Genomic DNA, 25,010 nt, shown 5'->3' with positions numbered 1-25,010 from the left:
CAGCGTTGCGTTGTGCTTACTCGAGCTCGCCCACTTGCAACTGCAGGTAGTTCTGCAGGCCGACGCGGTCGATCAGGTCGATCTGCGTCTCCAGGAAGTCGATGTGCTCCTCGGTGTCGTCCAGGATCTCTTGCAGCAGGTCGCGCGAGACATAGTCGCGCACCGATTCGCAATGCGCGATGCCGTCCTTGATGGTCGCCTGCGCGCCGGTTTCGGCGCCGAGGTCGCAGCGCAGCAGCTCGGGCACGTCTTCGCCGATGTTCAGCTTGCCCAGGTCCTGCAGGTTGGGCAGGCCGTCGAGCATGAAGATGCGGTCCATGAGCTTGTCGGCGTGCTTCATCTCGCCGATGGATTCCTCGTATTCCTTCTTTGCCAGCTTGTCCAGGCCCCAGTGCTTGAGCATGCGGTAGTGGAGGAAGTACTGGTTGATCGCGGTCAGCTCGTTCTTGAGCTGCGCCTGCAGGTGTTCGATGACTTTGGGGTCGCCCTTCATGATTATTTTCCTTGTTCTGAAAGCGGTGATTGTCGGAGGGGCGAACACACGCTTGCAAGCAAACCCATGCTGCGCCGGTCTGCATGCGTGTGATGGTGATACACGTTCGTATTGACCTGGCGCAAGGCGATGCGCGAGGCGATGGCAAACATAGCGGGTTCCAATACTTTCAATAGTTGATATCTATCAAAAACGATATATTGGTAGTTATACTCATGGCTCACGCTTATTTTTCCAACCGCAGCATCCAAGGAATCACATGTCCCTGATCAACACCGCAGTCCAACCCTTCAAGACCCAGGCTTACCTCAACGGCAAGTTCATCGATGTGTCCGACGAGACGCTCAAGGGCAAGTGGTCTGTGCTGATCTTCATGCCGGCGGCCTTCACCTTCAACTGCCCGACCGAAGTCGAAGACGCGGCCGACCACTACCCCGAGTTCCAGAAGCTGGGTGCCGAGGTCTACATCGTGACCACCGACACGCACTTCTCGCACAAGGTCTGGCACGACACGTCGCCGGCCGTCGGCAAGGCCAAGTTCCCCCTGGTGGGCGACCCGACCCACACGCTGACCAACGCGTTCGGCGTGCACATCCCCGAAGAAGGCCTGGCACTGCGCGGCACTTTCGTGATCAACCCCGACGGTGTCATCAAGACCGCCGAAGTGCACTCCAACGAAATCGCCCGCGACGTCAAGGAAACCCTGCGCAAGCTCAAGGCAGCGGTCTACACCGCCGAGCACCCGAACGAAGTCTGCCCGGCCAAGTGGAATGACGGCGACAAGACCATCGCTCCGTCGTTCGACCTCGTCGGCAAGATCTAAGCGCCCCGCGCAAAGCCCGGGCGCTCACGAGGCCCCGGGTTTTTTTGTCCCCAGTTGATAGTTTCCAGTTATCGAAAGAGAGTCCGCCATGCTTGACGCCAGCACCAAAGCCCAATTGAAGAGTTACCTCGAACGCGCCACGCAGCCGATCGAGATTGTTGCCTCGCTCGACGACAGCAAGGCTTCGGGCGAAATGCTGTCGCTGCTGAAGGACGTTGCCGAAGTCTCGCCGCTGGTCACGCTGACCGAAAGCCGCGACGACAACCACCGCAAGCCCTCGTTCTCGGTCAACCGCCCGAGCGAAAACCACGGCCCGCGCTTTGCCGGCCTGCCGATGGGCCATGAATTCACGTCGCTGATCCTTGCGCTGCTGCAGATCGGCGGCTACCCGCCCAAGGTCGAGCAGGCCGTGCTCGACCAGATCAAGGCGCTCGACGGTGATTTCGAGTTCGAGATCTATGTCTCGCTCACCTGCCACAACTGCCCCGACGTGGTCCAGGCGCTGAACCTGATGGCTATCCAGAACCCGCGCATCCGCACCACGATGATCGAGGGCGGCACCTTCCAGGACGAAGTCAAGGAACGCCAGATCATGGCCGTGCCGACTGTGTTCCTGAACGGCACCGAGTTCGGCCAGGGTCGCATGAGCCTGGAAGAAATCCTCGCCAAGATCGACACCAGCGGCGTCGAGCGCGAAGCCGCCAAGATCGCCGCCAAGGACGCCTTCGACGTGCTGATCGTCGGCGGTGGCCCCGCCGGCGCCGCAGCCGCCGTGTACGCCGCGCGCAAGGGCATCCGCACGGGTGTCGCCTCGGAGCGCTTCGGCGGCCAGGTGCTCGACACGCTGGGCATCGAGAACTTCATCTCGATCAAGGAAACCGAAGGACCGAAGTTCGCCCACGCACTCGAAGAGCATGTGCGCGACTACGATGTCGACATCATGAACCTGCAGCGCGCCAAGGCCCTGGTGCCGGGCAAGGACCTGATCGAGGTGCAGCTCGAAAGCGGCGCGTCGCTCAAGAGCAAGACCGTCATCATCTCGACCGGTGCCCGCTGGCGCAACATCAACGTGCCGGGCGAGCACGAGTTCAAGAACAAGGGCGTGGCCTACTGCCCGCACTGCGACGGCCCGCTGTTCAAGGGCAAGCGCGTCGCGGTGATCGGCGGTGGCAACTCGGGCGTCGAGGCGGCGATCGACCTGGCCGGCATCGTCGGCCACGTGACGCTGATCGAGTTCGACACGCAACTGCGCGCCGACGCCGTGCTGCAGCGCAAGCTCAAGAGCCTGAAGAACGTCGACATCTTCACCAACGCGCAGACCACCGAGATCACCGGCGACCAGAAGGTCAACGGGCTGGTCTACAAGGACCGCGCATCGGGCGAGTTGAAGAAGGTCGAGCTCGAAGGCGTGTTCATCCAGATCGGCCTGGTGCCCAACACCGACTGGCTCAAGGGCACGGTCGAGCTGACGAAGCACGGCGAGATCGTTGTCGACGCGCGCGGCCAGACCTCGGTGCCCGGCGTGTTCGCGGCGGGTGACGTCACCACGGTGCCGTTCAAGCAGATCATCATCGCGGCCGGCGACGGCGCGAAGGCGGCGCTCGGTGCGTTCGACCACCTGATCCGCACGACGGCCCCTGCGTGAGTAAGTCTTAAGTGCTGAAGTTGTGAAGATGAGAATTATTCTCATACAATAAAAACACGGGCACACCGCTGCCCCTCATTGCCAGCCAGGTCACTCGCGCAAGCCTTTGCGCCTCAAGGTCCAGCAAGCAGTTCTTCAACTGTTTTCTGGACCTTTTTCGTGGCCGCTCATTTCCCTCGACCGTCTTCCCATCGACCCGCGCTGCTGCCCTGGCTGATCGCCTCGGCCTTCGGCATGGCCGCCGCGCCTGCGTGGTCCCAGCAACTCGCGGCGCTCGGCGAAGTGGTGGTGAGCGGATCGCGCTCGGAGCAGGCCAGGGACGACCTGCCGCTGAGCATCGAGGTCATCAACCGCCAGGACATCGAGAGCAAGCAGATCCACGACATCCGCGATGCCGTACGCGACCTGCCCAACGTGTCGGTCAAGCGTTCGCCGGCGCGCTTCGGGTTGGCGCAGGGCAACACCGGGCGCGACAGCAACGCGGGCTTCAACATCCGCGGCCTCGACGGTAACCGCGTGCTGCTGCTGACCGACGGCATCCGCACGCCGCGCAGCTACGTGTTCAGCGCCAATGCGTTCGGGCGCGACTACTTCGACATCAGCCTCGTCGAGCGCATCGAGATCATCAAGGGCCCGGCCTCGGCGCTGTACGGCTCGGACGGCCTGGCCGGGCTGGTCAACTTCATCACCCGCGAGCCCTCGTCCTTCCTGCGCGAGGGCAAGACCTTCGGCGGCAGCGCCAACATCGGCTACAGCGGCGAAGACAACGGCGTGCGCGGCGGCGTCACGCTCGCGGGCAAGGCGAACGACGTGCTCGAGTGGCTCGTGTCCGCCAACCTCGGGCGTGCCAGCGAACTCGAGAACCGGGGCTCGCTCAACGTGCCCAACCTCGACCGCACCACGCCCAACCCGCAGCGCGACCAGACCCGCTCGCTGCTGGCCAAGGCCATCCTCACGCCCAACGCCGACCAGCGCCACGCCTTCACCTTCGAACACGTCGAGAAGAGCAGCCGCTACAACCTGCTGTCGGGCGTGGCCAAGCCGCCGTATGCGTCCACCTCGGTGATCGGCCTCAATGCCAAGACCGACCTCGACCGCGACCGCCTCACCTACGAAGGCCGGCTGCGCCTGAACAGCGTGGTGGCCGACAACCTGCTCGCCGTCGTGAGCTACCAGAAGGCCGGCTCGCGCGAGTACATCCACGAAGACCGCTTCACCGCGGCCGACCGCACGCGCGACGTCACCTACGACGAGAACACCTGGCAGTTCGGCCTGCAGGCCGACAAGACGATCCGCATGGGCAGCTGGGCCCAGAAGATCACCTACGGCCTGGACTACACGCGCACCAATGTCGAGAACCTGCAGACCGGCCTCGTGCCGCCAGCCGGCGAGAGCTACCCGCTCAAGCGCTTCCCCGACACGCGCGAAACCTCGACCGCCTTCTATGTGCAGGACGAGTTCATTCACGACCGCTGGAGCATCACGCCCGGCATCCGTTTCGACCGCTTCTCGCTCGACGCGAAGCAGGCGGGCTTCAACGCGCAGGCCGTGTCGCTGTCGGGCTCGGCCGTGTCGCCCAAGCTGGGCGTGCTGTTCCGCGCCACGTCGCAGTTCAGCGTGTATGGCAACTACGCCTCGGGTTTCAAGGCGCCCAACGCGTTCCAGGTGAACAACTTCTTCGAGAACGTGATCTCGGGCTACAAGACGATCCCGAACCCGAACCTCAAGCCCGAGAAGAGCCAGAACATCGAGCTGGGCGTGCGCGGTCGCACCGGCCTCCTGAGCTTCGACGTGGCCGCCTTCACCGGCGACTACAAGGACCTCATCGAGAACGACAGGCTCGTGGGCGGGCGCGGCATTCCGCGCATCGACCCGCTGATCTACCAGACCGTCAACGTCGGACGCGCGCGCATCAGCGGCTTCGAGATCAAGGGCGAGCTCGATTTCACCGAGAACGGCAACGGCTTCTCCGTGCCCTTCGCCTACGGCCGCACGCAGGGCCGCGACCGCACCAACAACCGGCCGCTCAACTCGATCGATCCGCAGAAGTTCAGCGCCGGACTCAAGTACCAGGCGCCGGCCTGGAGCGTGCGCCTCGATGCGGTTCATCATGGCGCCAAGGAGTGGGAAGACGTCGATCGCAGCGAAGTGACCACGGGCCTGCAGTTCCGCACGCCGGCGGCCACCACGCTGGACATCAGCGCGCAGTGGCGCATCCGCAAGGACCTGCGCCTGAACGCGTCGGTGACCAACCTCACCAACAAGCGCTACTGGATGTGGAGCGATGTGCGCGGCGTGACGACCACCTCGGCCATCCGCGACGCCTACACCCAGCCGGGCCGCAGCTTCAACGTCTCGCTCGTGGCGGACTTCTGAGCCGCACCGCCACTTCTCTCCAAACAAAGGACACCCGATGAATGCCGAAGACATCCGCACCCGTTTCGCCGAACTGCGCGCCAAGGGCATGCGCCACAAGGACGCGGCCGCGGCCATGGGCCTGAGTGAAGGCGCCGCCATCGCGGCGCACACCGGCGCGCACGACAAGGCGCTGCGCGCCACGCGGCTGAAGGGCCCGTGGGTCGAGCTGCTGCAAGCCTTGGAGCTGTGCGGCCCCGTGCTGGCGCTCACGCGCAACGAGACCACGGTGCACGAGAAGACCGGCGTCTACGAGAAGGTGTCCGGCAGCGACGCCATGGGTCTCGCATTGGGCGAGGCCATCGACCTGCGCCTGTTCTTCAGCCGCTGGCATGCGGGGTTCGCGGTCAGCGAGGCGGCGGCCAATGCCGGGGTGCCGCCGTCGCTGAGCCTGCAGTTCTTCAATCCGCAGGGCGTGGCGGTGCACAAGATCTTCGTGCGCGACGCGACCGATCGCGATGCGTTCCAGTCGGTCATCGACACCTACACCGCCGCGCCCCACGCACCGGTGCAGTTCGTGCCCGCCGAGAAGAAGGCGGCGCCGCGCGACGACAGTGCCATCGATGCGGTCGCGCTGGCCGATGCCTGGCGCGGCATGCAGGACACGCACGAGTTCTTCGGCCTGCTGAACAAGTTCGACGTGGAGCGCCAGCAGAGCTTTCGCCTCACCGAAGGCGAGTTCACGCAGCGGGCCGAGACCGGCGCGGTGCGCGAGCTGCTGCTCGAGGCTTCGTTCGACGGCACGCCGATCATGGTGTTCGTCGGCAGCCCCGGCTGCATCCAGATCCACTCGGGGCCGGTCGTGCGCATCGAGCCGATGGAGATGCATGGCATGCAGTGGCTCAACGTGCTCGATCCCGGGTTCAACCTGCACCTGCGCGAAGACCGCATCGCGAGCGTGTGGATCGTCCAGAAGCCGACCAGCGACGGCATCGTGACCTCGGTCGAGGCCTTCGATGGCGAGGGCGAGCTGATGGCGATGTTCTTCGGTGCGCGCAAGCCGGGCGTGCCCGAGCGCGCGGAGTGGCGCCAGATCGTGGCCAAGCTCTCGCGCCTGGCCACCTCGGAAGCGCCAGCGCGATGAGTGCCGACACCTTTCCGGGCGTGGTCGAGATCAAGGCCTTCGTGCCGGCGAAGGCCTTCGCGCTCTCCATTGCCTTCTACCAGGACCTGGGCTTCACGCTGGCCTCGAACGAGGACGGCATTGCTTACTTCTTCTGTGGCGAGAGCAGCTTCCTGCTGCAGGACTTCTACGTCCAGACCCATGCAGAGAATTTCATGATGCATCTGCTCGTCGATGACGCGCTGGCCTGGTGGGACCGCGTGCAGGCGCAGCGGCTGACCGAACGCTACGCAGTGCAGACCACGCCGCCCGCCGAGCGCCCGTGGGGCATGGTCGATTTCACGCTGACCGACCCGACCGGCGTGCTCTGGCGCATCGCACACAACATTCCCCGGCGCGGCTGACGCGCATCTTTCTCTTTCGCTGTCCGTGATCCCATGACTGAACAACGAGATCTCTCTTTTCTTTCTTCTTCCGTGCCGCGTCGCCGTGATGCGCTGCGCCTGCTGTCTGCTGCGGCGCTCGGCGCGGGCGCGTGGCCCGCGTTCGCACAGGACAGCAAGCGCCTCCCGCGGCTGGTGACGGTCAGCGGCGCGATCACCGAGGTGGTCTATGCGCTCGGCGCCGAAGGCCAGCTGGTCGGCACCGACACGACCAGCCTGTTCCCCGCTGCGGCGCGCGCCACGCCCAAGGTGGGCTACATGCGCCAGCTGTCGGCCGAAGGGCTGCTCTCGCTGAAGCCTGACGCGATCATCGCGACCAACGAGTCGGGCCCGACCGTCGTGCTCGACCAGATCCGCACGGCCGGCGTGAAGGTCGAGATCATCGAGGCCGACCACAGCTGGGGCGAGGTGCAGCGCAAGGTGCAGGCCGTGGGCCGCGCAGCTGCCAAGGAGGTGCAGGCGCGCGAACTGCAGGCCCGGCTCGATGCCGAATGGGCACAGGTGCTGCAGCGCATCGGCGGCGCGAAGGGGCGCAAGCCGAAGGTGCTGTTCGTGCTGTCGCACAGTGCGAGTCCGCAGGTGTCCGGCGAGAAGACCGCGGCGCATGCGGTGATCGGCTTTGCGGGTGGCGTGAACGCGCTGGGCGGCTTCCACGGCTACCGGCCGATGACGGCCGAGGCCATGGCCAGCGCGGCGCCCGACATCATCCTCACGAGCACGCAGAGCATCGAGGCGCACGGCGGCGTCGACAAGTTCTGGGAGCGGCCCGAACTGGCGCTGACGCCGGCTTACAAGAAGCGCGCGCTCATCACGCAGGACGCCTTGCTGCTGCTGGGCTTTGGCCCGCGCCTGCCGGCCGCCATCGGCGAACTGCACGACAAGTTCCGGGCCGCGCTCGCATGAGCCAGCGCTTGGGGGCGCGTGCCGTGCTCTGCGGCAGCGCGGTGCTGCTCGTTGCGGCCTTCGCGGTGGGGGCGGTGTCGGGGGCCTATGCCATCAGTCTTTCGCAGCTCTGGAATGTGTTGACCTCGCTGGGGCAGGGCGCAGGCAGCCAGTCGCCCGAGCATCTCGTGTTCCTCAACATCCGCTTGCCGCGCCTCGTCCTCGGTGTGGCGGCGGGCGCGGGGCTCGGCATGGCGGGCACGCTGATGCAGGGGCTGTTCCGCAATCCGCTGGCCGACCCGGGGCTGATCGGCATCAGCAGCGGCGCGGCGCTGGCGGCCGGCATCACCATCGTGCTGGGCGCCTCGTTCTGGCCGATGCTGCCGCGCACGCTCGGCAGCTGGACGCTGGTGCTCATGGCTTTCGGCGGTGGCTTCGTCGTGACCTTGCTGATCTACGGTCTGTCGCGCAGCGAAGGCGGCACGCGCATGGCGCTGATGCTGCTGGCGGGCATTGCGATCAATGCGCTGGCCGGTGCCGGCCTCGGCCTGCTGAGCGTGATGGCGACCGACGAGCAACTGCGCAGCCTGCAGTTCTGGCTGCTGGGCAGCCTGGGCGGCGCGCGCTGGAGCGCGGTCATCCTGGTGGGGGTGGCGGTGTTGCTCTCGTGCTGGGCCGCGGCGTCGCTCGCTTCGCCCCTGAACGCCATCGCGCTCGGCGAGGCGCAGGCGGCGCTGCTGGGCGTGGACGTGGAGCGCACCAAGCGGCGCGCCGTGGTCATCACGGCGGTGGCGGTGGGTGCGGTGACGGCCACGACCGGGATCATCGGTTTCATCGGCCTGATCGCGCCGCACTGGGTGCGCATGGTGGCCGGGCCCGATCACCGCATCGTGCTGCCGGCCTCGGCGCTGCTGGGCGCGGCGCTGGTGCTCGCGGCCGACACGGTGGCGCGCACGGTGATGGCACCGGCCGAGTTGCCGCTGGGTGTGCTCACGGCTTTCATCGGCGTGCCGATGTTCCTCGTGATGCTGCGGCATTTCAGGGGGCGCATATGACGGCGGCGAAGGGATACGGGGCGCTGGCGTGCGCCGCTGTCGAGGTGCGCATCGGCGCGAAGACGTTGTTGGCGAATGCATCGGTCGAACTGGCGCCGGGCCGCGTGACTGCGATCCTCGGCCCGAACGGCGCCGGCAAGTCGACGCTGCTGTCGGTGCTGGCCGGCCAGCGCGAGCCGACGCAGGGCAGGGCGATGCTCGACGGCCGGCCACTGTCAGACCACGGCATGCCCACGCTGGCATTGCGCCGGGCCCTGATGCCGCAGGAAAGCGCGGTCGCCTTCGACTTCACGGCGCAGGACATCGTCGCGCTCGGCCGCTACCCGCACCGCCGCGCGCCGACCCGCGACGAGGACGCGATCATGGCCGAGGCGATGGCCCTGACCGACGTCACGGCGCTGGCGCCACGCATCCTCAACACGCTGTCGGGCGGCGAGAAGGCGCGGGTCCACCTGGCGCGGGCGCTGGCCCAGCTCTGGCATCCGCGCCCCGATGGCGCGAGCCGCTGGCTGCTGCTCGACGAGCCGACCGCCGCGCTCGACCTCGCGCACCAGCATTCGGCGATGCGCCTGCTGCGCGCCTGGGCGGCGCGGGGCGTGGGCGTGGTGGCCGTGCTGCACGACCTGAACCTGGCGCGGCGCTATGCCGATGAGGTTGTGGTGCTGGGTGCGCCCGGCAGCCTGCGCCAGGGGGCGACCGCCGAGGTGCTGCAGCCTGCGCTGATCGAGGCCGTGTGGCGCATGCCCTGCCAGCCGGTGACTGGCGCGGACGGCGTCACGCAGTATCTGTTCGGATAGCCCGGCGGGCGAGTGGTGCTTGCTACTGAAAAGATAGCAAATCAGTAGACCAATCGCTCCGGCCGCAGCTCCTGCAGGATCGTGGTGGCGATTTCCTCGATCGACTTGGTGGTCGTCGAGAGCCAGCGGATGCCGGCGCGCCGCATCATGGCCTCGGCCTCGCTGATTTCGTGGCGGCAGTTCTCGAGGCTGGCGTAGCGCGAGTTGGGCCGGCGCTCGTTGCGGATCTCGCTCAGTCGCTCGGGCTGGATCGTCAGGCCGAAGATCTTCTTGCGGTGCGGGCTCAGCGCCGGCGGGAGCTGGCGGCGGTCGAAATCTTCGGGAATCAGCGGGTAATTGGCCGCCTTCAGGCCGTGCTGCATCGCCAGGTAGAGCGAGGTGGGCGTCTTGCCGCTGCGGCTCACGCCGACCAGGATCACGTCGGCGCCTTCCAGGTCGCGGTGGCTCTGGCCGTCGTCGTGCTGCAGGCTGAAGTCGATGGCCGCGATGCGGTCGTTGTAGGCCTTGCTCTTGCTGACGTCGCTGAAGCGGCCGATGCGATGGTTCGACTTCATGGCCAGCTCGATTTCCAGCGGCCGCACGAAGGTGCCGAACATGTCCAGCAGCATGCCCTTGCAGCCGGTTTCGATCACGCCCAGCACGTCCATGTTGGCCAGCGTGGTGAAGACGATGGGGCGCACGCCCTCGACTTCGGCCGTGTGGTTGATCTGCCGCACCGCCTGGTGCGCCTTGTCGACCGTGTCGGTGAACGGCAGCCGCACGTGGCGCGGCTTCATCTCGAACTGGGCCAGAACGGCATTGCCGAAGGTTTCGGCGGTGATGCCGGTGCCGTCGGAGACGAAGAAAACGGTGCGTGTATGCATGGTGTTGCTTTTGCGGCGGAGTCCTGCGGCGCGCGCGACCTGCCACGCCTACAATCCGGGCCATTATCGGGAATCCGCTTTCCCCACCCCCTCGAATTCTTTCCATGCACACCGCGACCGCACCCAAAGCAACGACAACGATCGTGCTGCGCCGTCTGCATGCAGCGCCGGTTTCAACTTCTGGAGCTTCCCCATGTCTGCACTTTTCGAGGCGACCGCACTGGTCGTGCCATTTGAAAACCTGAGGATGACCGACGTCGAGTCGGTTGGCGGCAAGAACGCCAGCCTCGGCGAAATGATCTCGCAGCTGCCACAGGGCGTGCGCGTGCCGACCGGTTTTGCGACCACGGCCCACGCGTTCCGCCAGTTCCTGGCGCACGACGGCCTGGCCGACAAGATCAGCAAGCGCTTGGCCGCGCTGGACACCGAAGACGTGCGCGCCCTGGCCACGGCCGGCGCCGAAATCCGTGCCATGGTCGAGGCCCAGCCGTTCCCGGCCGACCTGCAGAAAGCCATCGGCGAGGCCTTTGCCACGCTGAGCGCCGGCAACCCCGCCGCCTCGTTCGCCGTGCGCTCCTCGGCCACCGCCGAAGACCTGCCCGACGCTTCGTTCGCCGGTCAGCAGGAAACCTTCCTGAACGTGGTCGGCATCGACGACGTGCTGCACAAGATGAAGGAGGTGTTCGCCTCCCTGTACAACGACCGCGCCATCAGCTACCGCGTGCACAAGGGCTTCGAGCACGACGTGGTCGCGCTGTCGGCCGGCGTGCAGCGCATGGTGCGCTCCGACCTCGGCGCCGCCGGCGTGATGTTCACCATCGACACCGAGTCGGGCTTCGACCAGGTCGTGTTCATCACTTCGAGCTATGGCCTGGGCGAGACGGTGGTGCAGGGCTCGGTGAACCCCGACGAGTTCTACGTCCACAAGCCGACCCTCAAGGCCGGCAAGAAGGCCGTGATCCGCCGCAACCTCGGCTCCAAGCTGATCCAGATGGAGTTCGCCACGCCCGAAGAGAAGAAGGCGAGCGGCAAGCTGGTCAAGACCACCGACGTCAAGGCCGAGCAGCGCAACCGCTACTCGCTGAGCGACGCCGACGTCGAGCAGCTGGCCCGCTACGCGCTGGTGATCGAAGAGCACTACGGCCGCCCGATGGACATCGAGTGGGGCAAGGACGGCACCGACGGCCACCTCTACATCCTGCAGGCGCGTCCCGAAACGGTGAAGAGCCAGCAGCAGGGCAAGGCCGAGCAGCGCTACAAGCTGCTGGGCAAGGGCGCCGTGCTGGCCGAAGGCCGTGCCATCGGCCAGAAGATCGGCACGGGTGCCGTGCGCATCGTGCACAACATCAGCGAAATGGACCAGGTGCAGGCCGGCGACGTGCTCGTCACCGACATGACCGACCCCAATTGGGAACCGGTGATGAAGCGCGCCGCCGCCATCGTCACCAACCGCGGCGGGCGCACCTGCCACGCCGCCATCATCGCGCGCGAGCTCGGCATTCCGGCCGTGGTCGGCTGCGGCGACGCGACCGACCTGCTCAAGGACGGCACGCTCGTCACCGTGAGCTGCGCCGAGGGCGACACCGGCTTCATCTACGACGGCCTGCTCGAGACCGAAGTGACCGAAGTGCAGCGCGGCGTGATGCCCGAGATCGATCTGAAGATCATGATGAACGTGGGCAACCCCCAGCTCGCCTTCGACTTCGCGCAGCTGCCGAACCACGGCGTGGGCCTGGCGCGCCTGGAGTTCATCATCAACAACAACATCGGCGTGCACCCGAAGGCGATCCTCGACTACCCGAACGTCGACAACGACCTGAAGAAGGCCGTCGAGTCGGTGGCCCGCGGCCATGCCTCGCCGCGTGCGTTCTACGTCGACAAGGTGACCGAGGGCGTCGCGACCATTGCCGCCGCGTTCTGGCCCAAGCCCGTCATCGTGCGCCTCTCGGACTTCAAGTCGAACGAGTATCGCAAGCTGATCGGCGGCAGCCGCTACGAACCGGAAGAAGAAAACCCGATGCTGGGCTTCCGCGGTGCCGCGCGCTACCTGAGCGCCGATTTCGGCGAGGCCTTTGCCATGGAATGCGAGGCGCTCAAGCGCGTGCGCAACGACATGGGCTTGACCAACGTGCAGATCATGGTGCCCTTCGTGCGCACGCTGGGCCAGGCCGAGCGCGTGACCACGCTGCTGGGCGAGCACGGCCTCAAGCGCGGCGAGAACGCGCTCAAGCTGATCATGATGTGCGAAGTGCCGAGCAATGCGGTGCTGCCGGAAGAGTTCCTGAAGTTCTTCGACGGCTTCTCGATCGGTTCGAACGACCTGACCCAGCTCACGCTGGGCCTGGACCGCGACTCCGGCCTCGAGTTGCTGGCGGCCGACTTCGACGAGCGCGACCCGGCCATCAAGGCACTGCTGAGCCGCGTCATCAAGGCCTGCAAGGCCGAAGGCAAGTACGTCGGCATCTGCGGCCAGGGCCCCAGCGACCACCCGGACTTCGCGCTGTGGCTGGCGGAGCAGGGCATCGAATCGATCTCGCTGAACCCGGACAGCGTGATCGACACCTGGCAGCAACTGGCCCAAAGAGGCTGAGCCAGCGCGCGGCGGGCATGCACCGCCACGTGATGCCACGCGGCGAATGGCGGAAATCCCCATGGGGGATTCCCCCGTGCCCGCCTGTGCAAATGAAACAAAGTGCGTTTCCGGTGTCAGACTCGTGACATTCGCAGGCGGCGCAATCCGGCTGCCTGCTTGAGGTGATGCGGCCCGTCAGGGCCTGTGTCAGCACTTCGCCGGAGACCCCCATGATTCTTGTCAAGACGGAAGCCGGACAGCAGGTCCTCAAGGACCGCTCGGTGCCGTTGACGCCGCGCCAGCGCTCGGCCTTCATCCAGTTCGACGGCAAGCGCTCGATCGACGACGTGCTGGCCTCGGGCTTGGGCATCGGGCGCGAGGAGGTCGATCAGATGGTCGCGCTGGGCCTGCTGGCGCCTCTGGCCGGCCAGCCGCCAGCCGTGGCGCCCGCGGTTTCGGCGGCCCCGGCGCCTGCTGCACCTTCCGGCCGCAGCCGGCAGCAGCGCTACAAGGACGCGTATCCGATTGCCACCCAGCTGACCGGCGGCCTGGGCCTGATGGGCTTCCGGCTCAACCTCCAGGTCGAAGGCACGACCAGCTACGAAGACCTCCTGGCACTTGCGCCCAAGATCCGCGCCGCCGTTGGCGCGGAGAAGGCGGCTGCCCTCGACAAGGCCCTCAACGACTGAGGTGCCTTGCCGGATTGCGCAACACAGGGCTATAATCGCCGGCTTTGCCTTGCCATACCGCGCCCGACGCTGCGGGTGGCTTTTCCTCTTCCACGGAAGAATCCACAAGGAGTGCCATGCGTCACTACGAAATCATCTTGCTCATCCACCCGGATCAGAGCGAACAAGTTCCGGCCATGCTGGAGCGTTACAAGGGCCTGATCACGGCCGGCGGCGGCAAGGTCCACCGCGTTGAAGACTGGGGCCGCCGTCAGCTGGCTTACCAGATCAACAAGCTCAACAAGGCCCACTACCTGTGCGTCAACATCGAAGCTGAACAAGCCGTGATGGGCGAACTGGAACACGCGTTCAAGTTCAACGATGCCGTGCTGCGTCACCTGACCGTTCAGAAGAAGAAGGCCGACACCGGTCCTTCGTCGATGATGAAGACGGTCGAGCGCGAAGAGGCCCGCAAGGCCCAGCAGGCCGAATACGCCGCCAACAACAACTGATGGCGTGACGGCTGCCGCTGCGGCGACCGGGGTCAACCAGCTTCTGCTGACCGCCTCTGTCGCCGAACTCGGAACCCTGCGATACACGCCAGCCGGCCTTCCCGCCCTCGATCTGAAGCTCGACCATGAGTCGACGCTCCAGGAGGCGGGAAAGCCCCGGCAGGTGAAGACGGCCCTCAAGGCCGTTGCGTTCGGCGCCATCGCCGAGCGGCTCGCAGCGCAGTCGATGGGAAGTCTCTGGCGATTCCAGGGGTTTCTCGCGACACCGGGCAACGGCAAGCATCCGGTCCTGCACATCCAGGATTTTCAGCAAGATTAATTTTCGACAAGAGGTCCCCCAATGGCCACGTTCAAGAAATTCAACAAAGACAAGCGCCCGAAGCGCAACACCCAGTCGCTGCTGTTCAAGCGCAAGCGCTTCTGCCGTTTCACCGTCGCTGGCGTCGAAGAAATCGACTACAAGGACATCGACACGCTGCGTGACTTCATCAGCGAAAACGGCAAGATCATCCCCGCACGCCTGACCGGCACGCGCGCGATCTACCAGCGTCAGCTGAACACCGCCATCAAGCGCGCGCGCTTCCTGGCCATGGTGCCGTACAGCGACCAGCACCGCGTCTAAGAAGGAGCACACACCATGCAAATCATTCTTCTGGACAAGGTTCTGAACGTCGGCGGCCTGGGCGACATCGTCAAGGTCAAGGACGGCTACGCACGCAACTTCCTGATCCCCTCGGGCCGCGCCCGTCGCGCCACCGCTGCCAACAAGGCCGAATTCGAAGCCAAGCGCGTCGAACTCGAAAAGGCTGCAGCCGCCAAGCTGGCCGAGTCGCAAGCCCAGGGCGAGAAGCTCGCCGGCTCGACCGTCAAGCTGACCCAAAAGGCTGGCGTGGACGGCCGTCTGTTCGGTTCGGTCACCAACGGCGACATCGCCGAAGAGCTGAACAAGCAGGGCTACAAGGTTGCCAAGTCGCAAGTGCGTCTGCCCAACGGCCCGATCAAGGTCGTTGGCGACAACACCGTGAGCGTCTCGCTGCACACCGACGTGGTCGTCGAGATCACCGTCACGGTCTACGGCGAAACCGCCTGATCGTTCGCAGCGCCCCGTGCGCTGACGCAAGAAAGCCGCCTTCGGGCGGCTTTTTCTTTTCTGCGCGTGGGTTGTCCAGCTCGCTGCACCGGAAGTTCACCGTTTATTAACAACCTTGTCCACACGCGGCGCGTCCTGCGCGGCTTAGCATGCAGGGTTGCAAGGGAAGTCCATGTCCGCTGTTTTCTCCTATGCCGACAATGATTCGTCGGCCGACCGCCAGATCGCGCAATTGCGCATTCCGCCTCATTCCATCGAGGCCGAATCCAGCGTGCTGGGGGGCTTGCTGCTGGACAACGGCGCCTGGGACCGCATGGGCGACCTGCTGGTCGACGGCGACTTCTACCGCCATGAGCACAAGCTGATCTACGCGGCCATCGGCGGGCTGATCAATGCCAGCAAGCCGGCCGACGTGATCACGGTCTTCGAGCAGCTGCAGAATCTCGGCAAGGCCGATGACATCGGCGGGTTGGTCTACCTGAACTCGCTCGCGCAGTACGTGCCGAGCGCGAGCAACATCCGGCGCTACGCCGAGATCGTGCGCGAGCGCTCCATCCTGCGCAAGCTCGTGACCGCCGCCGACGAGATCGCGACCAACGCCTTCAATCCGCAGGGCAAGCCGGTCGACAAGATCCTGGACGAAGCCGAGCAGAAGATCTTCAACATCGGCGAAGAAGGCACGCGGATGAAGCAGGGCTTCCAGAGCATGGATTCCCTGGTGGTCGAGCTGCTCGACCGTGTGACCGAGATGGCCGAGAACCCGAACGACATCACGGGCGTGCGCACGGGCTTCAACGACTTCGACAAGATGACCTCGGGCCTGCAGCCGGGCGACATGATCGTGCTGGCCGCGCGTCCCTCGATGGGCAAGACCTCGCTGGCGATCAACATCGCCGAGCACGTGGCGCTCGAAGAGGGGCTGCCGGTGGCGGTGTTCTCGATGGAAATGGGCGCCGCCCAGCTGGCGGTGCGTATCGTGGGTTCCATCGGCCGCATCGACCAGGGCCACCTGCGCACCGGCAAGCTCAGCGACGAAGAGTGGCCGCGCCTGACCGAGGCCATCGAGAAACTGCGCACGGTGTCGCTGCACATCGACGAGACGCCGGGCCTCTCGTCCAGCGAGCTGCGCGCCAATGCGCGCCGGCTGGCACGCCAGTACGGGCGCCTGGGTCTGATCGTGGTCGACTACCTGCAGCTCATGTCGACCAGCAGCTCGGGCGACGAGAACCGCGCCACGGCCGTGGGCGAAATCTCGCGCGGCCTGAAGATGCTGGCCAAGGAATTGAAGTGCCCGGTGATCGCGCTGTCGCAGCTCAGCCGCGGCGTGGAAGCGCGTACCGACAAGCGTCCCATGATGAGCGACTTGCGCGAATCCGGCGCCATCGAGCAGGACGCGGACATCATCATGTTCATCTACCGCGACGACTACTACAACAAGGAGTCGAAGGAGCCGGGCGTGGCCGAGGTGATCATCAGCAAGCACCGGAACGGCCCGACCGGCACGGTGAAGCTGGCCTTCCTGAAGCCGATCACCAAGTTCGAGAACCTCGTCGGCTACAGCAACAACGACGAGTACTGACCGCAGGGCAGCTCGTCAGCCGGCATCGCCGCCGGGTTCGGATGTCGAGGCCGGCGGCTTCTGCTCCCACACCTTGTGGCGCTGCGCCTCGGCCTTCACCTGCCGCAGCAGGTCGGCCAGCGTCTTGCCGGGTTCGTCCTGGAAGCGCGTCGCGAGCACCTCCACGGCCTCCATGCGGTCGACCCGGAAGCCACGGAAATCGTTGCGCAGCTCGCACCACGTCGAGAGCGTCCAGACCTTGCCCCAGTAGAAGCAGCCCAGCGGCCGCACCGTGCGCTCGCTGGCGTCGCCCGAGACGTCGCGGTAGTGCAGCCGCAGCTTCTGGTGCGCCTGCACGGCCTCGCGCAGCGTCTGCAGCCGCGTGCGCAGGGCGTCGTCGAGGCCGAGCGCGGGTGCATACAGCGCCAGCGCCTCGGCCGACACGCGCGCCGCCGGTGGCAGCACCGACAGGATCTTTCCCAGGCCCGTCTCGATGTTGCGCGCCATCGCCGGATCGACCCAGCTCTGGGTCATGCGCGCGGCGGCCACGAGCGCCGACGCCTCGTCCTGCGTGAACATCAGCGGCGGCAGCTCGAAGCCCGCGCCGAGGCGGTAGCCGACGCCGGCCTCGCCCTCGATCGGCACGCCCTGGTGCTGCAGGTCGGCGACGTCGCGGTACACCGTGCGCTCGGACACCTCCAGGCGCTGCGCCAGGAAGGCGGCCGTGGTGAGGCGGCGGCCGCGGATGAGCTGCACGAGCTGAAAGAGGCGGTCGGCGCGGCGCATCAACGCGTTCCGACGAGCTTCCTGGCGAAGTCCTCGACAAAGTAGCGCTTGCCGCGCTGGACCACCGTGTGGCCTTCGGCCTCGAGGCGCGACATCTGGGCCTCGATGCCGCCCGGGTACTTGGGGTTGAGTTCGCCGCCGATCTTGAGTGTGCGCCAGTACGGCGTGCCTGGCGTGCGACCGGCGCCCGTCGTCATGGCTTCCTCGGTGGCGTGGGCCACCATGTGGGCGAAGATCGCCGTGGTCACGGTGCAGCCGATGGTGGCCTGGTGGCGCGCCGCGATGTCTTCGCCGATGCCGAGCACGGTAGCGAGGCGGCCTTCGGGCACGCCGCGCATGGCCTCCTCGACTTCAGCGGGCGAGGGCGTGGCGATGGTGCCCTCGCCATGCCGCGCGCGCATGGCCGGGGGAATGGCCTTCACGTTCGGCAGGTTCGGGTAGCCGGCCAGCCTGTCGCGCCAGCCCTTGCGTGTGCTCATGAGACTCCGATATGGATCGCCACTGCGTCCGGCCCCTCGTAGGCTTCGAAATCGCTGCGGTAGCGGCGCACGATTTCCGGGTGCGCCTCGAAATACTGCCAGATGCGCTGCCAGGTGGCGATCACCATCTGCGGCATCTCGCCGCGGCCTGTGAACACGAGGTAGTCGCCGGCTTCGATGGCGACGCTGTTGGCGCCATCCGAGACGGCGACGCCGGCCGTCATGTCGAAGGCGCCGTGCGCGTCCGATTCGTAGGCGGAGTAGACGCTGAAGATGCGCGTGTCGCTGGTGCGGTACGGCGTCGACTCGTAGGTCTGTTCGCCGAAGAAGCGGTTCCACAGCGCGCCGATGCGTGCGGTGGCGGGGTCGATCTCTTCGCGGTTGGTGGTGCGTACCGTGAGGCCGGCGACGCGGAAGGCGTCGTGGTGTTGGCGGATGGGGTCCATGCGGTTTTTCTCCGGAAGTGGCGGATGAGGAGGGCGAAAGCGCTCAAAACAGGAGCGCCTTCGGTTCGGCCTTCATCGTCTGCGCGATCAGTTTCATGTCGATGTCGGTGATGTCGAACAGGCCGAAGCGGAACTTGTAGCCCCATTGCTTCGGGGTTTCGATGAAGGCAAGGCGTTCGATCAGCGGGGCGATGGGCGCCTCGTGCGCGGCGACATAGGCCACGTCGCGGCGCCATGGGACGAAGCCGTTGCCCATGTCGAACTCGTACGGATCGCCCGGCTGCACGATGCCCAGCGCCACGAAGCTTTGCAGCTTGTCCGTGCCGCCGAACACCGTGGCCGGCGCGTAGTAGGCCACGCGGTCGCCCGCCGCCACGCGCTTGAGTGGCGCGAGCTTGCCGTGGCCCACCTGCATGAACCCGAGCGGCCGGTGGTCCCGGCCGCGCCGGGCGTGCTCGGCGCTGGCGACCGCAATCCAGTTGCGTTGTGCCATGGGTGTCTCAGGCCGGGGCGTGCAGGCCGACTTCGTTGCCTTCGGTGTCGCGCAGGTGGGCGATGAAGCCCATGCCCGGTGGCAGCGCCGACTTGGGCGCCACGATCTGCCCGCCGGCCGCTTCGACGCGCGAGAGCACGGCATCGATGCTGGGCATGCAGTCGAGGTAGACGCGGATGCCGCTGCCGGCCTGCGCACTGGTGTTGGCGCCGGGCTTCAGCGCGCCGCCGGTGGCGGGGTCGTCGTAGGGAAACACGGCCAGCGGGTTGCCGCCGAAGTCTTCGCGGCGCAGCTTGCGCGCGAGCACGGTTTCGTAGAAGGCCTGGGCGCGGTCCAGGTTGGCGACCGGAATCTCGAACCAGGTGATGGCATGGGTGGTCATGAAGTGCTCTCTTTCGTTCGTTGCGTTGGAAGGAGCCTGGATGGTGCGAGCCGCCTCCTGACAACGTCTTGTCAGTAGCCTGTCATGGCGGGTGAAAAAAAGCCCGCGATGCTCCGGGAGCATGCGCGGGCCGGTGTCGGCCGGAGCCGATGAATCTAGAGCACGTCGCTTGCGAAGTCGGCCAGGCGCGAGCGTTCGCCGCGCGCCAGCGTGATGTGCCCGCCGTGCGGCCAGCCCTTGAACTTGTCGACCGCGAAGGTGAGGCCCGACGAGCCTTCGGTGAGGTAGGGCGTGTCGATCTGCGCGAGGTTGCCCATGCAGATGATCTTCGTGCCGGGGCCGGCGCGGGTGATCAGCGTCTTCATCTGCTTGGGCGTGAGGTTCTGCGCCTCGTCGATGATCACGTACTTGTTCAGGAAGGTGCGCCCGCGCATGAAGTTCATGCTCTTGACCTTGATGCGGCTGCGGATCAGCTCGTTGGTGGCCGCGCGGCCCCACTCGCCGGCGCCGCCGCCGTCGCCCTTGGCCAGGAACTCGAGGTTGTCGTCGAGTGCGCCCATCCAGGGGCCCATCTTTTCTTCCTCGGTGCCGGGCAGGAAGCCGATGTCTTCACCGACGCTCACCGTGGCGCGGGTCATGATGATCTCGGTGTAGCGGCGGTCGTCGAGCACCTGCGTGAGGCCGGAGGCCAGCGCCATCAGCGTCTTGCCGGTGCCGGCCGTGCCGGTCAGCGTGACGAAGTCGATCTCGGGGTCCATCAGCAGGTTCATCGCGAAGTTCTGCTCGCGGTTGCGCGTGTTCACGCCCCAGACCGCGTTCTTGCCCGAGCTGTAGTCCTTGAGCGTCTTGAGCACCGCGGTCTTGTCGCGGATCTCGGTGACGCGCGCGTACATGCTCGGCTCGCCGGGCGCCTCGAAGAAGACGAACTGGTTGATGTAGAGGTTGGGCACCAGCGGGCCGCTGATCCGGTAGAAGGTGTTGCTGCCGCTTTGCCAGCTTTCGACCGTCTTGCTCTGGCGGGTCCAGAAGTCGGGCGGGAGCGCGAGCGAGCCGGCGTAGAGCAGGTCGCCGTCTTCCAGCGTCTTGTCGTTCTGGTAGTCGTCGGCGGCCAGGCCGAGGGCGCGCGCCTTGACGCGCATGTTGATGTCCTTGGACACCAGCACGACTTCCTGCTTCGGCTTGCCCGGGCGGTCCTTGGCGTACTCGTCGCGCAGCGCGTGCACGACGCCCAGGATCTGGTTGTCGGCCTTGCCCTGGGGCAGGCTGATCGGCAGCGAGTAGTCGAGCGGGGCGGTCTGGAAGAAGAGGCGCCCGCCGGCTTCGCGGTGGCCGGTGGTGTCCAGCTTCAGGCCCTTGTCGATGTCGGCGTCCTGCGCGGCGGCCAGCGCGTCGAGCGTGCGGCTGGTCTGGCGGCCGTTGCGCGCGACTTCGGTCGTGCCCTTCTTGTGGCCGTCGAGCTCTTCCAGCACGATCATCGGCAGGAAGATGTCGTGCTCCTCGAAGCGGAACAGGCACATCGGGTCGTGCAGCAGCACGTTCGTGTCGAGCACGAACAGCTTGGCGGGGCCCGTGGACTTGCGCTTGGGACGTGCCAGGGCCTGCTGGGGCGCCGCGACGGGCGTGGCGGCTGCCGGGGCGGGCGTGGGCACGCGCGTCTCGACCTGCACCATCGCGGGTTGCTGCTGCGGTGCGCTCACCGGTGCCGACGTGGGCGCCGGGGCGGGTGCAGCCTTGGTCTTCGAGCGGCGTGCCGGGCGTGCGACAGGCGCTTCGCCGCCGCCTTCCGTGCCGAGGTTGTCGAACAGCTCCAGCGGCTGCGGTCCGCTCTTGGCGGGGGCGTCGTCGCGTGAATCGCCGGAACGGCGCGAGTTTCTGTGCGAGGGACGGGCGGGTGCGTCGATGGCATCCGGCGAGAGCAATGCGGCGCGTTTCGTGGGGGCGGGAGGCAATGGCATGGGTCAGGTCGCTCGCAAGGAAGAAAGAGGAGGGCCGGAAAACGAAAAAGCCGCCTGTAGACCCAGGCGGCTTCGTTCGGAGGATGCGGTCGTGGAGCTCAACGGCATGAGGCCATTATGCACACCGCAAAAGACGCACCAGAGGCTCTTTGCACACTGCGTGGGGCAATTCCCACGACTTGATGCAAAAGCGCACGCCTGGTGCCTTGCGGCGTGATCAGGCGGCCTTCTTGAGTGCCTTGACGGCCTTGAGGACGTCTTCGACATGGCCTGGGACCTTGAGCCCGCGCCATTCGGCCTTCAGGATGCCGTCGGCGCCGATCAGGAAGGTGCTGCGCTCGATGCCCTTGACCTTCTTGCCGTACATGATCTTGTTCTTGACCACGCCGAACATGTGGCACATTTTTTCTTCGGTGTCGGCAATCAGTTCGAAGGGGAGTTCGAGCTTGGCCTTGAATTCGTCGTGCGACTTCATGTTGTCGCGCGACACGCCGAAGACCGTGGCACCGGCTTTTTCGAAGTCTTTGTAGTGGTCGCGGAACTGCATCGCTTCGGTCGTGCAACCCGGAGTGTTATCTTTCGGGTAAAAATACATGACCATGACGTGGCCGAGGTGCGAGGTGTTCGAAACCTTGATGCCGCCCGTGGCGTTGGCGTCGAATTCAGGAATGGGTTTGTTGACAACGATCGCCATGAAACTTGTTTTCTCCGTTAGATTCCGTTCTCCGAGCCCTCTCAGCCTTTTTCGGGCTTGCTCGATGAACGGAGGATTGGTCGTTGCTAACTTGGGGTAGCTGGCCGGTTCGCAACCCGGTATTTTACCTCGAAAACCCCTCTCTCAGCCACCCGCCGGGCTCTCGACGAGCAGGGCGGCGATGACGTGCCGGCCTTCGCCGGCCAGGATGTTGTAGGTCCGGCAGGCCGCCGGGGTGTCCATGGTCTCCACGCCGGTGCGTTGCGCCATCAGGGGCTGCAGCCAGGCCGGTTGGGGAAATCGGATGCGGTTGCCGCTGCCGAAAATGACCAATTCGGCGCCCAACGAGGCCAATTGCGCGAATTGTTCGGGGCCCAGCTGGTCGAAACGCGTGCAATCCCAGGCAAAGCGTTCGCCACGCGAACCCACGACCACGCTGCCCTCCACCTTTTCGTTGTTGATCGCGACCCAGCCGGGGCCGTGTGCGGTGAGGGTCTGGACGTCGGATTTGTCGGGCTGGAGCTTCATCGGGGCACTGGGAACTGTGGTCAAATTATAGGTTTTCCCTAGTGACACGAGGCCCGCAGGGGCCTTTGACCTTCGAGTAAACCCGCCCGGGAGGGCCCCTTTGAAGCAGCTCAAGAAATCGGCCAAGCTGGCCAACGTCCTCTATGACATTCGCGGTCCCATCATGGACGCCGCCAAGCAGATGGAGGAAGAAGGCCAGAAGATCATCAAGCTCAACATCGGCAACCTGGCCGTGTTCGGCTTCGATGCGCCCGAGGAGATCCAGCAGGACATGATCCGCAACCTGCCGACCTCGGCGGGCTACTCGGACAGCAAGGGCGTTTTCGCGGCGCGCAAGGCCGTGATGCACGAGACCCAGAAGCAGGGCATCGCGGGCGTCACGCTCGACGACATCTACCTGGGCAACGGCGCCAGCGAGCTGATCGCCATGTCCACCAACGCGCTGCTCAACGACGGCGACGAGCTGCTGCTGCCGGCCCCCGACTACCCGCTGTGGACCGCTTCCACGAGCCTGTCGGGCGGCACGCCGGTGCACTACCTGTGCGACGAGGACAACGGCTGGATGCCGAACCTGGCCGACATCCGCGCCAAGATCACGCCGCGCACCAAGGGCATCGTGGTCATCAACCCGAACAACCCGACCGGCGCGCTCTATTCCGACGAGCTGCTCAAGAGCCTCGTCGAGATCGCCCGCGAGCACGGCCTCGTGATCTTCGCCGACGAGGTCTACGACAAGGTGCTGTACGACGGCGTCAAGCACACGGCCATCGCCAGCCTGTCGACCGACGTGCTCACGCTCACCTTCAATTCGCTGTCCAAGAGCTACCGCTCGTGCGGCTACCGCGCCGGCTGGCTCGTGGTGTCGGGTGACAAGCGCAGCGCACGCGACTACATCGAGGGCCTGAACATGCTCTCGAACATGCGCCTGTGCGCCAACGTGCCGGGCCAGTGGGCCATCCAGACGGCGCTCGGCGGCTACCAGAGCATCAACGACCTCGTGTGCGAAGGCGGGCGCCTGCGCCGCCAGCGCGACCTAGCCTACGAGCTGATCACCGCCATTCCCGGCGTGAGCTGCGTCAAGCCCAGCGCCGCGCTCTACATGTTCCCCAAGCTCGATCCCGAGGTCTACCCGATCGCGGACGACCGCCAGTTCTTCCTCGAGCTGCTGAAGGAAACCCGCGTGATGCTGGTGCAGGGCACCGGCTTCAACTGGGCCACGCCGGACCACTTCCGCATCGTGTTCCTGCCCCACGAAGACGACTTGCGCGAGGCCATCAACCGCATCGCCAAGTTCCTGGAGCAGTACCGGTTGCGTCGCAAGACGGGACCATGAAATCCGCCTGCGTCGCTGCCGCGCTGTTGCTGGGCGCACTGTCTGTCGGCGCGGCCGGGAAGAAAGAGCCGGTCTCGTTCTCGCACAACGACTGGGAGTTGGTCTGCGACAACACGCTGACCTGCCGCGCCGCCGGCTACCAGGCGGACGGCGGGGAGCATCAGCAGGTGTCGATGCTGATCACCCGCGCGGCTGGGCCGAATACGGCCCTCGATATTCAGCTGCAGATCGGCGATGACGGCAGTGCCAAGGGGCCGCTGCGCTTCAAGGTCGGCAAGGCCGCCCTGTCCGGCCTCGACGCGGGAACCGCCAGCTTCGACCAGGGCCAGATCCGCGCTGTGCTGCCCGAGCTGCTCAAGAACGATGACGCCACCGTCACCGCCAACGGCGGCAAGAAATGGACGCTGTCGCTCGCCGGCCTCAACGCCGTGCTGCTGAAAATGGACGAAACGCAGGGCCGCATCGGCACCCCGGGTGCGCTGGTGCGCAAGGGCGCCAAGCCCGAGTCTTCCGTGCTGCCACCGGTGCCCATGCCCGTCGTCCATGTGGTCAAGCCGCCGAAGGCGCGGCCAGGCGACGACGCGCTGGCCGCGCGCATCTTTCCGTCGCTCGACCTGAAAGACGCGCGCGAGCGGTGCAACAACCAGGACCAGGTCAACGCCAAGTCGGTGGAGGTTCACCGCCTGAGCGACCGCAAGGTGCTCCTGGCGCTGGGCTGCGGCGTGGGCGCGTACAACTACACCACGCTGCTCTGGACCGCCAACGACAAGCCGCCCTATGCGCCCGTGTCGCTCGAGGCGAGCGGCGAGTTCGACGACAAGGACGCCAGCGTCACCTCTTCCATGAAGGGGCGCGGCATCGGCGACTGTTGGTCGAGCGAAACCTGGCACTTCAACGGCACGACCTTCGTGCGCACCGGTGCGAACGGCGACGGCATGTGCCGCGGCTTCGCGGGTGGCGCCTGGAGCCTGCCGCGCTATGTCAGCCGCCTCGTGGACGCCGCAGCACCGTCTCTCACCTCATCCAAACCATGAA

27 protein-coding genes are annotated in these 25,010 nt (G+C 66.1%); 17 read left to right on the top strand and 10 right to left on the bottom strand.

Annotated elements, in window-relative coordinates:
• Window positions 1–16 precede the first annotated feature (16 nt).
• Window positions 17–493, bottom strand: coding sequence for a bacterioferritin (bfr, locus tag ACAM52_RS16465; protein ID WP_062473038.1), 477 nt, complete (start codon window positions 491–493; stop codon window positions 17–19).
• A gap of 259 nt (window positions 494–752) precedes the next feature.
• On the opposite strand from bfr, the gene ahpC reads away from it, so the two are divergent.
• From ahpC to ACAM52_RS16425, 8 genes are all read left to right on the top strand, one after another.
• The gene (ahpC, locus tag ACAM52_RS16460; protein ID WP_070059611.1) at window positions 753–1,316 is read left to right on the top strand and encodes an alkyl hydroperoxide reductase subunit C; all 564 of its coding nucleotides are present in this window, start codon (window positions 753–755) and stop codon (window positions 1,314–1,316) included.
• An 88-nt stretch (window positions 1,317–1,404) separates the two neighbouring features.
• Complete coding sequence (gene ahpF, locus ACAM52_RS16455; protein WP_062473035.1) at window positions 1,405–2,961, top strand: alkyl hydroperoxide reductase subunit F; 1,557 nt, start codon at window positions 1,405–1,407, stop codon at window positions 2,959–2,961.
• 159 nt (window positions 2,962–3,120) lie between these two features.
• On the top strand, window positions 3,121–5,337 hold the full coding sequence (locus ACAM52_RS16450; RefSeq protein ID WP_369647654.1) for a TonB-dependent hemoglobin/transferrin/lactoferrin family receptor: 2,217 nt from the start codon (window positions 3,121–3,123) through the stop codon (window positions 5,335–5,337).
• A gap of 37 nt (window positions 5,338–5,374) precedes the next feature.
• Window positions 5,375–6,460 (top strand): hemin-degrading factor, encoded by a 1,086-nt coding sequence (locus ACAM52_RS16445; protein ID WP_369647653.1) that lies wholly within the window; start codon window positions 5,375–5,377, stop codon window positions 6,458–6,460.
• Complete coding sequence (locus ACAM52_RS16440) at window positions 6,457–6,843, top strand: VOC family protein (protein WP_369647652.1); 387 nt, start codon at window positions 6,457–6,459, stop codon at window positions 6,841–6,843. Before ACAM52_RS16445 ends, ACAM52_RS16440 begins: the two co-directional genes overlap by 4 nt.
• Window positions 6,844–6,876: 33 nt before the next feature.
• Entirely contained in the window at window positions 6,877–7,785 is a 909-nt protein-coding gene (locus ACAM52_RS16435; protein WP_369647651.1) for a hemin ABC transporter substrate-binding protein, read from the top strand.
• A complete protein-coding gene (locus ACAM52_RS16430) occupies window positions 7,782–8,819 on the top strand; it encodes a FecCD family ABC transporter permease (RefSeq protein WP_369647650.1) in 1,038 nt (345 codons plus the stop codon). Before ACAM52_RS16435 ends, ACAM52_RS16430 begins: the two co-directional genes overlap by 4 nt.
• A complete protein-coding gene (locus ACAM52_RS16425; RefSeq protein WP_369647649.1) occupies window positions 8,816–9,616 on the top strand; it encodes a heme ABC transporter ATP-binding protein in 801 nt (266 codons plus the stop codon). Before ACAM52_RS16430 ends, ACAM52_RS16425 begins: the two co-directional genes overlap by 4 nt.
• 41 nt (window positions 9,617–9,657) lie before the next feature.
• Here the strand turns inward: ACAM52_RS16425 and ACAM52_RS16420 are convergent, their stop codons facing one another.
• Window positions 9,658–10,479 (bottom strand): pyruvate, water dikinase regulatory protein, encoded by an 822-nt coding sequence (locus ACAM52_RS16420; protein WP_062473023.1) that lies wholly within the window; start codon window positions 10,477–10,479, stop codon window positions 9,658–9,660.
• Between the two features lie 193 nt (window positions 10,480–10,672).
• Between ACAM52_RS16420 and ppsA the strand changes: the two genes are divergently transcribed.
• The 7 genes from ppsA (at window position 10,673) to dnaB (ending at window position 16,900) form a co-directional block, all read left to right on the top strand.
• Window positions 10,673–13,069 (top strand): phosphoenolpyruvate synthase, encoded by a 2,397-nt coding sequence (gene ppsA, locus ACAM52_RS16415; protein ID WP_139706146.1) that lies wholly within the window; start codon window positions 10,673–10,675, stop codon window positions 13,067–13,069.
• A 212-nt stretch (window positions 13,070–13,281) separates the two neighbouring features.
• Window positions 13,282–13,740, top strand: coding sequence for a hypothetical protein (locus tag ACAM52_RS16410; protein WP_369647648.1), 459 nt, complete (start codon window positions 13,282–13,284; stop codon window positions 13,738–13,740).
• 116 nt (window positions 13,741–13,856) lie between these two features.
• Entirely contained in the window at window positions 13,857–14,231 is a 375-nt protein-coding gene (rpsF, locus tag ACAM52_RS16405) for a 30S ribosomal protein S6 (RefSeq protein ID WP_062473016.1), read from the top strand.
• Between the two features lie 4 nt (window positions 14,232–14,235).
• Complete coding sequence (gene priB / locus ACAM52_RS16400) at window positions 14,236–14,550, top strand: primosomal replication protein N (RefSeq protein WP_062473014.1); 315 nt, start codon at window positions 14,236–14,238, stop codon at window positions 14,548–14,550.
• Between the two features lie 21 nt (window positions 14,551–14,571).
• Window positions 14,572–14,853: a 30S ribosomal protein S18 gene (gene rpsR, locus ACAM52_RS16395; RefSeq protein ID WP_007830781.1), complete on the top strand. Its 282-nt coding sequence runs from the start codon at window positions 14,572–14,574 to the stop codon at window positions 14,851–14,853.
• A 15-nt stretch (window positions 14,854–14,868) separates the two neighbouring features.
• Complete coding sequence (gene rplI / locus ACAM52_RS16390) at window positions 14,869–15,321, top strand: 50S ribosomal protein L9 (protein ID WP_056583114.1); 453 nt, start codon at window positions 14,869–14,871, stop codon at window positions 15,319–15,321.
• Between the two features lie 172 nt (window positions 15,322–15,493).
• Entirely contained in the window at window positions 15,494–16,900 is a 1,407-nt protein-coding gene (dnaB, locus tag ACAM52_RS16385; RefSeq protein ID WP_062473012.1) for a replicative DNA helicase, read from the top strand.
• A 15-nt stretch (window positions 16,901–16,915) separates the two neighbouring features.
• On the opposite strand, the gene ACAM52_RS16380 is transcribed toward dnaB, so the two are convergent.
• From ACAM52_RS16380 to ACAM52_RS16345, 8 genes are all read right to left on the bottom strand, one after another.
• On the bottom strand, window positions 16,916–17,665 hold the full coding sequence (locus tag ACAM52_RS16380) for a helix-turn-helix transcriptional regulator (RefSeq protein ID WP_369647647.1): 750 nt from the start codon (window positions 17,663–17,665) through the stop codon (window positions 16,916–16,918).
• Window positions 17,665–18,144 carry an MGMT family protein gene (locus tag ACAM52_RS16375; RefSeq protein ID WP_095744698.1) on the bottom strand — a complete coding sequence of 160 codons (480 nt, stop codon included), beginning with the start codon at window positions 18,142–18,144 and terminating at the stop codon, window positions 17,665–17,667. Before ACAM52_RS16375 ends, ACAM52_RS16380 begins: the two co-directional genes overlap by 1 nt.
• Window positions 18,141–18,590: a GyrI-like domain-containing protein gene (locus tag ACAM52_RS16370; RefSeq protein ID WP_369647646.1), complete on the bottom strand. Its 450-nt coding sequence runs from the start codon at window positions 18,588–18,590 to the stop codon at window positions 18,141–18,143. The genes ACAM52_RS16375 and ACAM52_RS16370 overlap by 4 nt, the downstream gene beginning before the upstream one ends.
• 43 nt (window positions 18,591–18,633) lie before the next feature.
• A complete protein-coding gene (locus ACAM52_RS16365; protein WP_070059600.1) occupies window positions 18,634–19,083 on the bottom strand; it encodes an EVE domain-containing protein in 450 nt (149 codons plus the stop codon).
• A gap of 7 nt (window positions 19,084–19,090) precedes the next feature.
• Window positions 19,091–19,465 (bottom strand): VOC family protein, encoded by a 375-nt coding sequence (locus ACAM52_RS16360; RefSeq protein WP_062473002.1) that lies wholly within the window; start codon window positions 19,463–19,465, stop codon window positions 19,091–19,093.
• A 155-nt stretch (window positions 19,466–19,620) separates the two neighbouring features.
• The gene (locus ACAM52_RS16355) at window positions 19,621–21,420 is read right to left on the bottom strand and encodes a PhoH family protein (protein WP_369647645.1); all 1,800 of its coding nucleotides are present in this window, start codon (window positions 21,418–21,420) and stop codon (window positions 19,621–19,623) included.
• A 217-nt stretch (window positions 21,421–21,637) separates the two neighbouring features.
• A complete protein-coding gene (locus ACAM52_RS16350) occupies window positions 21,638–22,114 on the bottom strand; it encodes a peroxiredoxin (RefSeq protein ID WP_062472998.1) in 477 nt (158 codons plus the stop codon).
• Between the two features lie 144 nt (window positions 22,115–22,258).
• Window positions 22,259–22,642 (bottom strand): Mth938-like domain-containing protein, encoded by a 384-nt coding sequence (locus ACAM52_RS16345; protein ID WP_062472996.1) that lies wholly within the window; start codon window positions 22,640–22,642, stop codon window positions 22,259–22,261.
• A gap of 100 nt (window positions 22,643–22,742) precedes the next feature.
• Here ACAM52_RS16345 and ACAM52_RS16340 point away from each other — a divergent pair, with 100 nt between their 5' ends.
• Entirely contained in the window at window positions 22,743–23,975 is a 1,233-nt protein-coding gene (locus tag ACAM52_RS16340; protein ID WP_095950778.1) for a pyridoxal phosphate-dependent aminotransferase, read from the top strand.
• Complete coding sequence (locus ACAM52_RS16335; RefSeq protein WP_369647644.1) at window positions 23,972–25,009, top strand: DUF1176 domain-containing protein; 1,038 nt, start codon at window positions 23,972–23,974, stop codon at window positions 25,007–25,009. Before ACAM52_RS16340 ends, ACAM52_RS16335 begins: the two co-directional genes overlap by 4 nt.
• Window position 25,010: the final 1 nt, after the last annotated feature.

This window comes from Variovorax sp. V118, assembly GCF_041154445.1.
GTDB classification, from domain to species: Bacteria; Pseudomonadota; Gammaproteobacteria; order Burkholderiales; family Burkholderiaceae_C; genus Variovorax; species Variovorax boronicumulans.
This window is presented reverse-complemented; position numbering and strand designations above follow the sequence as displayed.